Origin of the sequence: Streptomyces uncialis (assembly GCF_001905345.1) — a bacterium.
Taxonomy (GTDB): Bacteria; Actinomycetota; Actinomycetes; order Streptomycetales; family Streptomycetaceae; genus Streptomyces; species Streptomyces uncialis.
Genome location: NZ_LFBV01000005.1, coordinates 289,952 through 302,956, shown reverse-complemented (window position 1 = coordinate 302,956; position 13,005 = coordinate 289,952). Strand labels below are relative to the sequence as shown.

Below are 13,005 nucleotides of genomic sequence, written 5' to 3'. Positions count from 1 at the left end.
ACTTGTGATCGCCCTCTCCCTCGCCGAGATCGCCTCCCTCGTCGGCGGGCGGCCCCACGACATACCGGACCCGTCCGTGCGGGTCACCGGCCCCGTCGTCCGGGACTCCCGCGAAGCGGGACCCGGCAGCCTCTTCGTCGCCTTCGCGGGCGAACGCGCCGACGGCCACGACTTCGCCGCCCAGGTGGTCGGCGCGGGCGCCGTGGCCGTACTGGCCGCCCGCCCCGTCGGGGTCCCGGCGATCGTCGTCGACGACGTCCAGCGGGCGCTCGGCGCCCTCGCACGGGCCGTCGTGGAACGCCTCGGCGCCACCGTGGTCGCCCTCACCGGCTCCGCGGGCAAGACCAGCACCAAGGACCTCATCGCCCAGGTCCTCGGCGCGCACGGGCCGACCGTCTGGACACCCGGCTCCCTCAACAACGAGATCGGACTGCCGCTCACCGCGCTCAGCGCCACCGACGAGACGCGGTACCTCGTCCTGGAGATGGGCGCCCGCGGTGTCGGTCACATCCGCTACCTCGCCGGACTCACCCCGCCGCGCGTCGGACTCGTCCTGAACGTCGGCACCGCCCACATCGGCGAGTTCGGCGGCCGGGAGCAGATCGCCGAGGCCAAGGGCGAACTCGTGGAGGCCCTTCCGGCCGCCGCCGAGGGCGGGATCGCGATCCTCAACGCCGACGATCCGCTCGTGCGCGCGATGTCCGCGCGCACGAAGGCGCGCGTGGTGCTGTTCGGGGAATCCGGCGAAGCGGACGTACGGGCCGAGAACGTCCGGCTCACCGCCTCCGGACAGCCTTCCTTCAGGCTTCACACACCCTCCGGGTACGAAGACGTGACCTTGCGCCTGTACGGTGAGCACCACGTGTCGAACGCGCTCGCCGCGGCGGCCGTCGCCCATGAGCTGGGCATGTCCGTGGACGAGATCGCGCACGCGCTCTCCGGAGCGGGCACACTCTCCCGCTGGCGGATGGAGGTCACCGAACGCCCTGACGGCGTAACGGTGGTCAACGACGCCTACAACGCGAACCCCGAGTCCATGAGGGCCGCCCTGCGCGCGCTTGCCGCGATGGGTAGCGGCGCTCGGGCCGTGGGGGGCCGTACCTGGGCGGTGCTCGGCGCGATGGCCGAGCTCGGTGACGAGGCACTCGCCGAGCACGACGCGATCGGACGGCTAGCCGTCCGGCTCAACGTGAGCAAGCTCGTCGCAGTCGGGGGCAGGGAAGCGGCCTGGCTGCGCATGGGCGCCTATAACGAGGGTTCGTGGGGTGAGGAGTCGGTGCACGTGTCCGACGCACAGGCGGCGATCGACCTATTGCGCGGTGAACTGCGTCCGGGGGACGTCGTACTCGTGAAGGCATCCAGGTCCATCGGCCTGGAGAGGGTGGCCATGGCGCTGCTGGAGCAGAACGCGAGCGGCGAGGGCGAGGCCTGCGCCCGATGATGAATCAGATCCTGTTCGCGGGTGTCATCGGCCTCTTCCTGACCCTCGTGGGAACGCCGCTGCTGATCAAGCTGCTGGCCCGCAAGGGCTACGGCCAGTACATCCGGGACGACGGCCCGCGCGAGCACCACGCCAAGCGCGGTACGCCCACGATGGGCGGTATCGCCTTCATCCTGGCGACCCTCATCGCGTACTTCCTGAGCAAGGTCATCACCGGCGCGCCGATCACGGTCTCCGGGCTGCTGGTGCTCGGACTGATGGCGGGGATGGGCCTCGTCGGCTTCCTCGACGACTACATCAAGATCGTCAAGCGCCGTTCGCTCGGTCTGCGGGCCAAGGCGAAGATGGCCGGACAGCTCACCGTCGGCATCGCCTTCGCGGTCCTGTCGCTCCAGTTCGAGGACCAGCGGGAACTGACCCCCGCGTCCACGAAGCTCTCCTTCATCATGGACTTCGGCTGGACCATCGGCCCCGTCCTGTTCGTGGTGTGGGCGCTGTTCATGATCCTCGCCATGTCCAACGGCGTGAACCTCACCGACGGCCTCGACGGCCTCGCCACCGGCGCGTCCGTGATGGTCTTCGGCGCGTACACCTTCATCGGTGTCTGGCAGTACCAGGAGTCCTGCGCCGACGCGAACACCCTCATCAACCCGGAGGCGTGTTTCGAGGTACGGGACCCCCTGGACCTCGCGGTCGTCGCCGCCGCCCTGATGGGCGCCTGCTTCGGGTTCCTGTGGTGGAACACCTCACCCGCGAAGATCTTCATGGGTGACACCGGCTCGCTGGCCCTCGGCGGCGCCCTCGCCGGACTCGCGATCTGCTCGCGCACCGAGCTGCTGCTCGCGCTGCTCGGCGGACTGTTCGTCCTCATCACCATGTCGGTCGTCATCCAGGTCGGCTCCTTCCGGCTCACCGGCAAGCGCGTCTTCCGCATGGCACCGCTCCAGCACCACTTCGAACTCAAAGGCTGGTCCGAGGTCCTTGTCGTGGTCCGCTTCTGGATCATCCAGGGCATGTGCGTGATCGTCGGACTCGGTCTCTTCTACGCCGGATGGGCAGCGGAAAAGTGACCCCCCAGCAGGACACCGACCCCGCGGAGCGGTTCGCGGGCCGGCACATCACCGTCGCCGGCCTCGGCGTGAGCGGCCTCAGCGCCGCCCGCGCCCTGGCCGGCCTCGGCGCGCGCGTCACCGTCGTCGACGGCGGCGACAGCGACACCCACCGGCACAAGGCCGCCGCGCTCGACGCGGAGGGCCTCACCGGGGTCACCGTGCGCCTCGGCGACGCCGTCACCCTCCCCGAGGGCACCGACCTCGTCGTCACCTCGCCGGGCTGGCCGCCCACCGCGCCGCTGTTCGCGGCGGCGGCGGACGCCGGGGTCGACGTGGTCGGCGACGTCGAGATCGCCTGGCTGCTGCGCGGACCCGGCGCCGCCCCCTGGCTCGCGGTCACCGGCACCAACGGCAAGACCACCACCACCCGGATGCTCGCGGCCATCCTGCGCGCCGCCGGACTGCGCACCGCCGAGGTCGGCAACATCGGCACCCCCATCGTGGACGTCGTCCTCGGCCAGGGACACGACGACGCCACCACCTACGACGTGCTCGCCGTCGAACTCTCCAGCTACCAGCTGCACTGGGCCCCCTCGGTCCGCGCGCACTCCGCCACCGTCCTCAACCTCGCCCCCGACCACCTCGACTGGCACGGCTCCATGGCCGCCTACGCCGAGGACAAGGGCCGCGTCTACCACGGCAACCAGGTGGCGTGCGTCTACAACACCGCCGACCCGGCCACCGAGGACCTGGTACGGGCCGCCGACGTCGAGGAGGGCTGCCGCGCGATCGGCTTCACCCTCGGCGCGCCCGGCCCCTCGCAACTCGGGGTGGTCGACGGACTGCTGGTCGACCGCGCGTTCGTCGCCGACCGGCAGCAGCGGGCGCAGGAACTCGCCCAGGTCTCCGACGTCGAGCCCCCGGCCCCGCACAACATCGCCAACGCGCTGGCCGCCGCGGCCCTCGCCCGGGCCTTCGGGGTCCCCGCGAGCGCCGTCCGGGACGGGCTGCGGGCCTTCCGCCCGGACCCGCACCGCATCGAGCACGTGGCCGACGTGGACGGCGTCGTGTACATCGACGACTCCAAGGCCACCAACACCCACGCCGCCGAGGCGTCCCTGGCCGCGTACGCACCCGTCGTATGGATCGCCGGCGGCCTCGCCAAGGGCGCCGACTTCGGCGAACTCGTGGCCACGGCCGCGAAGCGGCTGCGGGGCGTGGTCCTGCTGGGCGCCGACCGCGCCCTGATCCGGGAAGCCCTGCGGCGACACGCGCCCGAGGTACCCGTGGTCGACGTGGAGCGGACCGACACTGGGGCGATGTCCGAGGTGGTCAGGGCCGCCCAGGGGCTCGCCCGGCCGGGGGACACCGTACTGCTGGCCCCCGCCTGTGCCTCCATGGACATGTACACCAACTACAACATGCGCGGGGACGCGTTCGCGGAGGCGGTCCGTGAGCTCGGCCCCGGTGGCGCCTGAGCCGGTCGCGATGACCGCCCGGGGCGCCCGGCAGGTCTGGGAGGGTCGCATGAGTGCGCCGTGGCTGAGGCTGTCCGGCGGCCGGGACCGCGCGTGCTGAGCGGCGGCGGGCGGGCCACCGCGGCCACCCCGCGCACCCCCGCGCCCCCGCCGCCGCGCCCCGCGCGCGGACCGGGGGCTCCGCTGCGACGGCTGCGGACGCAGGCGAGACGCGCCTGGGACCGGCCGTTGACGGCCTACTATCTGATCTTCGGCAGCGCCTTCCTCATCACCCTGCTCGGGCTGGTGATGGTCTACTCGGCCTCCATCATCCGGGCGTTGCAGCTCTCGCTGCCCGGTTCGTACTTCTTCCGCAAGCAGTTGCTCGCCGCCGCGCTCGGCACCGCGCTGCTGCTGCTCGCCTCCCGGATGCCGGTCAAGCTCCACCGGGCGCTGGCCTACCCGATGCTGGCGGGCTCCGTGGTCCTGATGGCCCTGGTCCAGGTGCCGGGGATAGGGAAGGCGGTCAACGGCAACCAGAACTGGATCGAGCTGGGCGCCTTCCAGCTCCAGCCGAGCGAGATCGGGAAACTGGCGCTGGTGCTGTGGGGCGCCGACCTGCTCGCCCGCAAACAGGACAAACGGCTGCTGAACCAGTGGAAGCACATGCTGGTGCCGCTGGTCCCGGTCGCGTTCATGGTGCTCGGCCTGATCATGCTCGGCGGCGACATGGGGACGGCGATCATCCTGACCGCCATCCTCTTCGGGCTGCTGTGGCTCGCCGGGGCACCCACCCGGCTGTTCGCCGGGGTCCTCGGCGCCGCCGTCGTCGTGGGCGCCGTCCTCATCAGGACCAGCCCCAACCGGATGTCCCGGCTCCAGTGCATCGGCGCCTCCGAGCTGGGCGGCCCGACCGATCCGTGCTGGCAGGCCGTACACGGGATCTACGCACTGGCCTCCGGCGGACTCTTCGGTTCCGGACTGGGCGCCAGTGTGGAAAAATGGGGCCAACTTCCGGAAGCGCACACGGACTTCATCTTCGCGATCACCGGGGAGGAACTGGGTCTGGCGGGGACACTGTCCGTCCTCGGGCTGTTCGCGGCTCTAGGCTATGCGGGTATCCGCGTGGCCGGACGCACGGAGGACCCCTTCGTGAGGTACGCCGCGGGTGGCGTGACCACCTGGATCATGGCGCAGGCCATGATCAACATCGGTGCGGTGCTCGGCCTGCTGCCGATCGCCGGTGTCCCGCTCCCGCTGTTCTCATACGGGGGGTCGGCCCTGCTTCCGACCATGTTCGCCATCGGACTGCTGATCGCCTTCGCACGCGACGACCCCGCCGCACGCGCGGCGCTCGCCGTGCGACAGTCGGTCCTGACCGGACGGCGGACCGCGGCAAGAGGGCCCGGAACCGGCCGGGCGTCTCGGAGTTGGAACACGATGCGACGGCGCGTCAGGACGCGCCCGTCCGGAGAGCGGTGAATTTCGGTGCATGTCGTACTCGCCGGCGGAGGTACCGCCGGACACATCGAGCCCGCGCTCGCCCTGGCGGACGCCCTGCGCAGGCGGGACCCGTCCGTCGGTATCACGGCACTGGGCACCGAGCGCGGCCTGGAGACCCGGCTGGTCCCCGAGCGGGGGTACGAGCTCGCCCTGATCCCGGCCGTGCCGCTGCCCCGTAAGCCCACCCCGGAGCTGATCACCGTCCCCGGACGGCTGCGCGGCACCATCAAGGCGGCCGAGCAGATCCTCGAACGCACCCGTGCCGACGCCGTGGTCGGTTTCGGCGGCTACGTGGCGCTGCCCGGGTATCTCGCGGCCAAACGCCGCGGCGTCCCGATCGTGATCCACGAGGCCAACGTCCGGCCCGGTCTCGCCAACAAGATCGGTTCCCGGTACGCGGCCCAGGTCGCGGTCTCCACCCCGGACAGCAAGCTGCGGGGCGCCCGCTACATCGGCATCCCGCTGCGCCGCTCCATCGCCACCCTGGACCGCGCGGCCGTGCGCCCCGAGGCGCGCGCCGCCTTCGGGCTCGACCCGCATCTGCCGACGCTCCTGGTGTCCGGCGGCTCGCAGGGCGCCCGGCGGCTCAACGAGGTCGTCCAGCAGGCCGCGCCGTACCTCCAGCAGGCCGGTATCCAGATCCTGCACGCGGTCGGCCCGAAGAACGAACTGCCGTACATCGAGAACATGCCCGGGATGCCGCCGTATGTCCCGGTACCGTATGTGGACCGGATGGACCTCGCGTACGCCGCGGCCGACATGATGCTGTGCCGCGCGGGCGCGATGACCGTCGCCGAGCTCTCCGCCGTCGGGCTGCCCGCCGCGTACGTCCCGCTGCCCATCGGCAACGGCGAGCAGCGGCTCAACGCCCAGCCGCTGGTCAAGGCGGGCGGGGGACTGCTCGTCGACGACGCCGAGCTGACCCCGCAGTGGGTGCAGGGCAACGTCGTCCCGGTGCTGGCCGACCCGCACCGGCTCTACGAGATGTCCCGCGCCGCGTCGGAGTTCGGCCGCCGGGACGCCGACGACCTCCTCGTCGGCATGGTGTACGAAGCGATCGCGTCACGCGCCAGGGCGTGACGGACGGCGTGTCGCGCCCCCGGGTGTGACAGAAGGCAGGGAGCGTGTCCGGACCCACGACCGCCGAGGGCGGCGAACCGCAGGAACCGGGTTCCGGCCGGTCCCGGCTGCCGCGCCTGCCCCGGCTGCCCGCCGCGCTGTCCGCCCCCCGGACCCGCACCCTGATCCTGGCCGCCGCGGCCCTGCTCGCCGTCACCGGCGGCGGGCTGTGGGCGCTGTACGGGTCGTCCTGGCTGCGGGTCGAGAAGGTCACCGCCGCCGGTACGGACGTGCTGAGCCCCGAAGAGGTCCGCGCGGCGGCGGGCATCGCCTCCGGCACCCCGCTCGTCTCCGTCGACACGGACGCCGTCGAGAACCGGCTGCGCGGTGAACTGCCCAGGATCGACGAGGTCGACGTGGTTCGTTCCTGGCCGGACGGAATCAGGTTGAAAGTCACCGAACGTGAACCGGTCCTGATTGTCGAAAAGGGCGGAAAGTTCATCGAAGTGGACGACGACGCGATCCGCTACGCCACCGTCGCCCGGGCACCCCAAGGGGTACCCGTACTCGAATTGACGCCGCGTCGGACCCCCGGCCCCCAGCGGTTCGGCACCGGGGAGCTGACCCGGGCGGCCGTGGAGGTCATGACCGCCGTCCCGGCCCGGGTGGCCCGGGAAACCCGTAGGCTCAAGGTCCGCTCGTACGACTCCATCACGCTGGAGTTGAGCGGGGGCCGTACGGTCGACTGGGGCAGTGCGGAGGACGGCGGTGCGAAGAACGTCACGCTCGCCGCACTGATGAAAGCCGCTCCGAAGGCCGGGCACTTCGATGTGAGTGTTCCCACCGCCCCCGCGTCAGCGGCGAGTTGACGCGTATTCGTGCAGGCCAGCACCCTGAGTGGGCAGCGCTATGGCTGATCACATAGGGTGAAAAGAAAAACGGGAGGTTCGGCGTGTTCGTTGAACGGGCGCCGCTTGTCGACTTAGTGTCCTGTTCGGAAGAGTCCGAGGAACAGACACACTGGTAACCCTAAACTTCAGCGTTAGGGTTCGGGTCGGCGTTCGGACCGTCCCATTTCGGCATCAGCCGTCGCGGCGCGATACAGCGAGCGGCGGCACGTAATCGAGGCGAGAGGCTCTCGACGTGGCAGCACCGCAGAACTACCTCGCAGTCATCAAGGTCATCGGTGTCGGCGGCGGTGGTGTCAATGCCATCAACCGGATGATCGAGGTCGGCCTCAAGGGTGTCGAGTTCATCGCGATCAACACCGACGCGCAAGCGCTGTTGATGAGCGACGCCGACGTCAAGCTCGACGTCGGCCGCGAACTCACCCGGGGCCTCGGCGCCGGGGCCAACCCGGCCGTCGGCCGCAAGGCCGCCGAGGACCACCGTGAGGAGATCGAGGAGGTCCTCAAGGGGGCCGACATGGTCTTCGTCACCGCCGGCGAAGGCGGCGGCACCGGCACCGGCGGCGCACCCGTCGTCGCCAACATCGCCCGCTCGCTCGGCGCCCTCACCATCGGTGTGGTCACCCGGCCCTTCACCTTCGAAGGCCGCCGCCGCGCCAACCAGGCCGAGGACGGCATCGCGGAACTCCGCGAAGAGGTCGACACCCTCATCGTCATCCCCAACGACCGGCTGCTGTCCATCTCGGACCGGCAGGTGAGCGTTCTCGACGCCTTCAAGTCCGCCGACCAGGTCCTCCTGTCCGGTGTTCAGGGCATCACCGATCTGATCACCACCCCGGGTCTGATCAACCTGGACTTCGCCGACGTCAAGTCCGTGATGTCCGAAGCCGGTTCCGCGCTCATGGGCATCGGCTCGGCCCGCGGCGACGACCGCGCGGTGGCCGCCGCCGAGATGGCGATCTCCTCGCCGCTGCTCGAAGCGTCCATCGACGGCGCCCGCGGGGTGCTGCTCTCCATCTCCGGCGGGTCCGACCTCGGTCTCTTCGAGATCAACGAGGCCGCCCAGCTGGTCAGCGAGGCCGCCCACCCCGAGGCCAACATCATCTTCGGCGCCGTCATCGACGACGCCCTCGGTGACGAGGTACGGGTGACCGTGATCGCCGCCGGGTTCGACGGCGGACAGCCGCCGCCCAAGCAGAGCGGTGCCCTCACCGCGGGCAAGCGTGAGGAGCCGGCCCAGCGCTCGGACTCCCGGCTCGCCTTCGGCGGCCTCGGCGCGGTGACCCCGCGTGAAGAGTCCTCGAAGCCCGCCCCCGTGGAGAAGGACCCGGCCCCGGTCTCCAAGGCGTCCGACTCCTACCCGTCCAGCACCCCGCAGGTCCCGCCCGCCCGTTACGACAGCGGTGTCGAGGAGCTGGACGTGCCGGACTTCCTCAAGTGATAGGCCGAACCGGAGCGGTGGTCCCCGACCGGACCACCACCAGCGGCGCCCACTTCGCCTTCACCGACCGGTGGGGCGGGGTGAGCGCCGTTCCGTACGAGGAGCTCAATCTCGGCGGGGCCGTCGGGGACGACCCCGGCTCGGTCCTCGCCAACCGGGGCACCGTCGCCCGGCGGCTCGGGTTCGACCCGGCAGCCGTCGTCTGGATGAACCAGGTCCACGGCAAGGACGTCGCCGTGGTCGACGGCCCCTGGGACCCGTCCGCCGGGATCCCGCGGGCCGACGCCGTCGTCACCGCCCGGCCCGGGGTCCCGCTCGCGGTGCTCACCGCCGACTGCGTCCCCGTGCTGCTGGCCGACCCGGTCGCCAGGGTCGTCGCCGCGGCCCACGCCGGACGGCCCGGGATGGTCGCCGGTGTGGTCCCCGCCGCCGTCGCCGCCATGGCCGAACTCGGCGCGGAGCCCGCCCGGATCATCGCCCGTACCGGCCCCGCCGTGTGCGGCGGCTGCTACGAGGTCCCCGCGGCGATGCGCGCCGAGGTCGCCGCCGTCGAACCCGCCGCGTACGCCGAGACCACCTGGGGCACCCCCTCCGTCGATGTGACCGCCGGGGTGCACGCCCAGCTCGAACGGCTCGGGGTGCGCGACCGGGAGCGTTCCGCGGTGTGCACGCGGGAGTCGCACGACCACTTCTCGTACCGCCGCGACCGCGTCACCGGGCGGCTCGCCGGCTATGTCTGGCTGGACTGATAAGGCATGACGGACCGCAGGGAAGAACTCGCGCGCAATCTGGCGCGCGTCGAGGAGCGCATCACGGCGGCCTGTACCGCCGCCGGCCGCGAGCGCGCGGAGGTGACCCTGGTCGTGGTCACCAAGACCTACCCCGCCGACGATGTCCTCATCCTCGGCGAACTCGGCGTCCGGCAGGTCGCGGAGAACCGCGACCAGGAGGCCGCCCCCAAGGCGGCGGCCACCACCGCCGCCCCGCTGACCTGGCACTTCGTCGGTCAGCTCCAGACCAACAAGGTACGTTCGGTACTGGGTTACGCCTCCGTGGTCCAGTCCGTGGACCGCGGACGGCTCGTCACCGCGCTGTCCAGGGAGGCGGTCCGGACCGGACAGGAGGTCACCTGTCTGATCCAGGTGGCGCTGGACGCCGACGAGTCCGGACGCGGAGCGCGCGGAGGCGTCGGACCGCAGGGCGTGCCCGAGTTGGCCGACCTGCTCGCGGACGCCGAAGGGCTGCGGCTCGGTGGCCTGATGACGGTGGCTCCGCTGACCGGACCGTACGCCGGACGGCAACGCGAGGCGTTCGGGCGGTTGATGGATTTGTCGACTGCCCTGCGCGCGGACCATCCTGCTGCGAACATGGTGTCAGCAGGGATGAGTGGGGACCTCGAAGAGGCCGTCGCGGCCGGGGCGACACATGTGCGCGTCGGCAGTGCGGTACTCGGAGTCCGTCCCCGGCTCGGGTAACGTCACCAAGAAGTCGGACCACAGCAGAAAATATGGTCATTCCCGCTGATCCGCGGGGTGGACCACGTGGATCGCGGAAACTTGGTTGGCGTCAGCCGATCCACCACGCCGATCCACCACAGAGCGGAGGACTCAGAGAATGGCCGGCGCGATGCGCAAGATGGCGGTCTACCTCGGCCTCGTGGAGGACGATGGGTACGACGGCCGGGGCTTCGACCCCGACGACGACTTCGAACCCGAACTGGACCCGGAGCCGGAACGGGATCACCGGCGGCACGAGCCGCCCCACCAAGCTCACCAGTCCCACTCCTCCCAACGGGACGAATCGGTACGAGTGGTGCAACCTCCGGCGCAACGCGACCCGGTGCCCCAGTCCGCCGCACTCGCGGCGGAATCGGTCCGCCCCGCCCGCATCGCACCCGTGGCATCCATCACACCTGAACGTCAGAGCCTGGAGAAGAACGCACCGGTGATCATGCCCAAGGTCGTGTCCGAGCGGGAGCCGTACAGGATCACCACGCTTCACCCGCGGACCTACAACGAAGCCCGTACCATCGGGGAACACTTCCGTGAGGGCACTCCGGTGATCATGAATCTGACCGAGATGGACGACACCGACGCGAAGCGACTTGTCGACTTTGCCGCTGGCCTCGTCTTCGGTCTGCACGGCAGTATTGAGCGGGTGACCCAGAAGGTGTTCCTGTTGTCTCCTGCTAACGTCGATGTCACGGCGGAGGACAAGGCTCGCATCGCAGAGGGCGGGTTCTTCAACCAGAGCTGAGACGCAGGACCGGCAACTGGCCGATAATCCGGTACGAAGCAGGCACGGAACAGGGGAGAGGGACAGCACGAGATGCGCGTGTTCATCGAAGTGATTCATTACGCGCTGTTGTGCTACCTCATCGTGCTCATCTTCCGGTTGGTCATGGACTACGTCTTCCAGTTCGCCCGCTCGTGGCAACCCGGCAAGGCGATGGTGGTCGTTCTGGAGGCCACCTACACTGTCACTGATCCACCGCTCAAGCTGCTGCGGCGGTTCATCCCACCGCTGCGTCTCGGGGGCGTGGCGCTCGACCTGTCCTTCTTCGTTCTGATGATCATCGTCTACATCTTGATCTCCGTCGTGAGCCGACTGTGAACGATGACGGTCCCCGCTGACGCGGGGGTTGATCCCGCCGACGACTACGTTGAGGTAAAGAGATGCCATTGACCCCCGAGGACGTGCGGAACAAGCAGTTCACGACCGTCCGCCTTCGAGAAGGCTATGACGAGGACGAGGTCGATGCCTTCCTCGACGAGGTCGAAGCCGAACTGACGCGACTGCTCCGCGAGAACGAGGACCTGCGCGCGAAGCTCGCCGCAGCGACCCGTGCCGCCGCGCAGAACCAGCAGCAGGCAGGCATGCGCAAGCCGCCCGAGCCGCAGGACCGTCCGGGTCCGGTGCCCGCCGCCATATCAGGACCGCAGCCCGTGCCGCCCCAGCAGCAGATGGGCGGTCCCATGGGTGGTCCCCCCCAGCTCCCGAGCGGCGCGCCGCAGTTGCCCGCCGGTCCCGGCGGCCACGGCCCCGGCCAGATGCAGCAGCAGGGTCCCGGCCAGATGCAGCAGGGCCCGGGGCAGATGCAGCAGGGTCCCGGTCCGATGGGCCAGGGTCAGATGGGCCAGGGCCCCATGGGCCAGGGTCAGATGCAGCAGCAGGGCCAGATGCAGCAGCAGGGTCAGATGGGCCCCGGTCCGATGCAGCAGATGGGCGGCCCGATGGGCGGTCCCATGGGCGGCCACGGTCCGCAGATGCCGCAGCCCGGTCAGGGTCCCGGCGGTGACAGCGCCGCGCGTGTGCTGTCCCTCGCCCAGCAGACCGCCGACCAGGCCATCGCGGAGGCCCGTTCCGAGGCCAACAAGATCGTCGGCGAGGCCCGCAGCCGCGCCGAGGGTCTGGAGCGGGACGCCCGTGCCAAGGCCGACGCCCTGGAGCGGGACGCGCAGGAGAAGCACCGCGTCGCGATGGGCTCCCTGGAGTCCGCCCGCGCCACGCTGGAGCGCAAGGTCGAGGACCTGCGCGGCTTCGAACGCGAGTACCGTACGCGCCTGAAGTCGTACCTGGAGTCCCAGCTCCGTCAGCTGGAGACCCAGGCCGACGACTCGCTGGCGCCGCCGCGTACCCCGGCCGCCGCGTCCCTTCCGCCGGCCCCGACGCCTTCCATGGCTCCGGCCGGTGCGGGCGCGCCTTCCTACGGTGGTCAGTCCATGGGCGGTGCCCCCTCCCAGGGCGGTCCCTCCTACGGTGGTCAGCAGCAGATGTCCCCCGCGATGACGCAGCCGATGGCTCCGGTCCGCCCGCAGGCGCCGCAGCCGATGCAGCAGGCTCCGTCGCCGATGCGCGGTTTCCTCATCGACGAGGACGACAACTGACGGGTACACCACCCGAAACAGGGCGGGGCCCCCGGAATCTTCCGGGGGCCCCGCCCTTTTCCCGGTACCGGGGGAACTGCGCAAGAACGGGAACCGACCCGCAGCCAAGGGCAGGCAGCAACGAACAGCGAGCCCCTCAAAGGGCGCGGGCAACTGCGCGAGAACGAGGACCGACCGGAACCCGACAGACCGACAGCAGCGAGCAGCGCCCCTTCAGGGGCGCGGGGAACCGCGCGAAGGACGAGAACCGTCCCGCA

At 70.7% G+C, this 13,005-nt stretch carries 12 protein-coding genes; all 12 read left to right on the top strand.

The features are described from left to right. The first annotated feature begins 4 nt into the window (after positions 1–4). The 12 genes from AB852_RS21595 (at position 5) to AB852_RS21540 (ending at position 12,748) form a co-directional block, all read left to right on the top strand. Positions 5–1,441, top strand: coding sequence for a UDP-N-acetylmuramoyl-tripeptide--D-alanyl-D-alanine ligase (locus AB852_RS21595; protein ID WP_073791119.1), 1,437 nt, complete (start codon positions 5–7; stop codon positions 1,439–1,441). Beyond that, positions 1,438–2,511 (top strand): phospho-N-acetylmuramoyl-pentapeptide-transferase, encoded by a 1,074-nt coding sequence (mraY, locus tag AB852_RS21590; protein ID WP_073791117.1) that lies wholly within the window; start codon positions 1,438–1,440, stop codon positions 2,509–2,511. The genes AB852_RS21595 and mraY overlap by 4 nt, the downstream gene beginning before the upstream one ends. Further along, positions 2,493–3,971 carry a UDP-N-acetylmuramoyl-L-alanine--D-glutamate ligase gene (gene murD, locus AB852_RS21585; RefSeq protein WP_073791114.1) on the top strand — a complete coding sequence of 493 codons (1,479 nt, stop codon included), beginning with the start codon at positions 2,493–2,495 and terminating at the stop codon, positions 3,969–3,971. Before mraY ends, murD begins: the two co-directional genes overlap by 19 nt. 93 nt (positions 3,972–4,064) lie before the next feature. Then, complete coding sequence (gene ftsW / locus AB852_RS21580) at positions 4,065–5,432, top strand: putative lipid II flippase FtsW (protein ID WP_073791110.1); 1,368 nt, start codon at positions 4,065–4,067, stop codon at positions 5,430–5,432. 6 nt (positions 5,433–5,438) lie between these two features. Then, positions 5,439–6,533, top strand: a complete 1,095-nt coding sequence (murG, locus tag AB852_RS21575; RefSeq protein ID WP_073791108.1) for an undecaprenyldiphospho-muramoylpentapeptide beta-N-acetylglucosaminyltransferase — start codon at positions 5,439–5,441, stop codon at positions 6,531–6,533. 44 nt (positions 6,534–6,577) lie between these two features. Continuing rightward, positions 6,578–7,381, top strand: coding sequence for a cell division protein FtsQ/DivIB (locus AB852_RS21570; protein ID WP_073791105.1), 804 nt, complete (start codon positions 6,578–6,580; stop codon positions 7,379–7,381). Between the two features lie 274 nt (positions 7,382–7,655). Continuing rightward, positions 7,656–8,861, top strand: a complete 1,206-nt coding sequence (gene ftsZ / locus AB852_RS21565) for a cell division protein FtsZ (RefSeq protein WP_073791102.1) — start codon at positions 7,656–7,658, stop codon at positions 8,859–8,861. Further along, positions 8,861–9,610, top strand: a complete 750-nt coding sequence (gene pgeF, locus AB852_RS21560; protein WP_425444183.1) for a peptidoglycan editing factor PgeF — start codon at positions 8,861–8,863, stop codon at positions 9,608–9,610. The genes ftsZ and pgeF overlap by 1 nt, the downstream gene beginning before the upstream one ends. A gap of 6 nt (positions 9,611–9,616) precedes the next feature. After that, the gene (locus AB852_RS21555; RefSeq protein ID WP_073791096.1) at positions 9,617–10,336 is read left to right on the top strand and encodes a YggS family pyridoxal phosphate-dependent enzyme; all 720 of its coding nucleotides are present in this window, start codon (positions 9,617–9,619) and stop codon (positions 10,334–10,336) included. Positions 10,337–10,475: 139 nt separating this feature from the next. After that, positions 10,476–11,117, top strand: coding sequence for a cell division protein SepF (locus tag AB852_RS21550; RefSeq protein WP_073791093.1), 642 nt, complete (start codon positions 10,476–10,478; stop codon positions 11,115–11,117). A 72-nt stretch (positions 11,118–11,189) separates the two neighbouring features. Next, positions 11,190–11,474: a YggT family protein gene (locus AB852_RS21545; RefSeq protein ID WP_073791090.1), complete on the top strand. Its 285-nt coding sequence runs from the start codon at positions 11,190–11,192 to the stop codon at positions 11,472–11,474. Between the two features lie 62 nt (positions 11,475–11,536). Continuing rightward, positions 11,537–12,748 (top strand): DivIVA domain-containing protein, encoded by a 1,212-nt coding sequence (locus tag AB852_RS21540; protein ID WP_073791088.1) that lies wholly within the window; start codon positions 11,537–11,539, stop codon positions 12,746–12,748. Positions 12,749–13,005: the final 257 nt, after the last annotated feature.

What these genes read in the sequence shown, in the direction of transcription:
- mraY (WP_073791117.1), top strand. Translation starts at nt 1,438, where the DNA reads ATGATGAATCAGATCCTGTTCGCGGGTGTCATCGGCCTCTTCCTGACC.
- murD (WP_073791114.1), top strand. Translation starts at nt 2,493, where the DNA reads ATGGGCAGCGGAAAAGTGACCCCCCAGCAGGACACCGACCCCGCGGAG.
- AB852_RS21555 (WP_073791096.1), top strand. Translation starts at nt 9,617, where the DNA reads ATGACGGACCGCAGGGAAGAACTCGCGCGCAATCTGGCGCGCGTCGAG.
- AB852_RS21550 (WP_073791093.1), top strand. Translation starts at nt 10,476, where the DNA reads ATGGCCGGCGCGATGCGCAAGATGGCGGTCTACCTCGGCCTCGTGGAG.
- AB852_RS21545 (WP_073791090.1), top strand. Translation starts at nt 11,190, where the DNA reads ATGCGCGTGTTCATCGAAGTGATTCATTACGCGCTGTTGTGCTACCTC.
- AB852_RS21540 (WP_073791088.1), top strand. Translation starts at nt 11,537, where the DNA reads ATGCCATTGACCCCCGAGGACGTGCGGAACAAGCAGTTCACGACCGTC.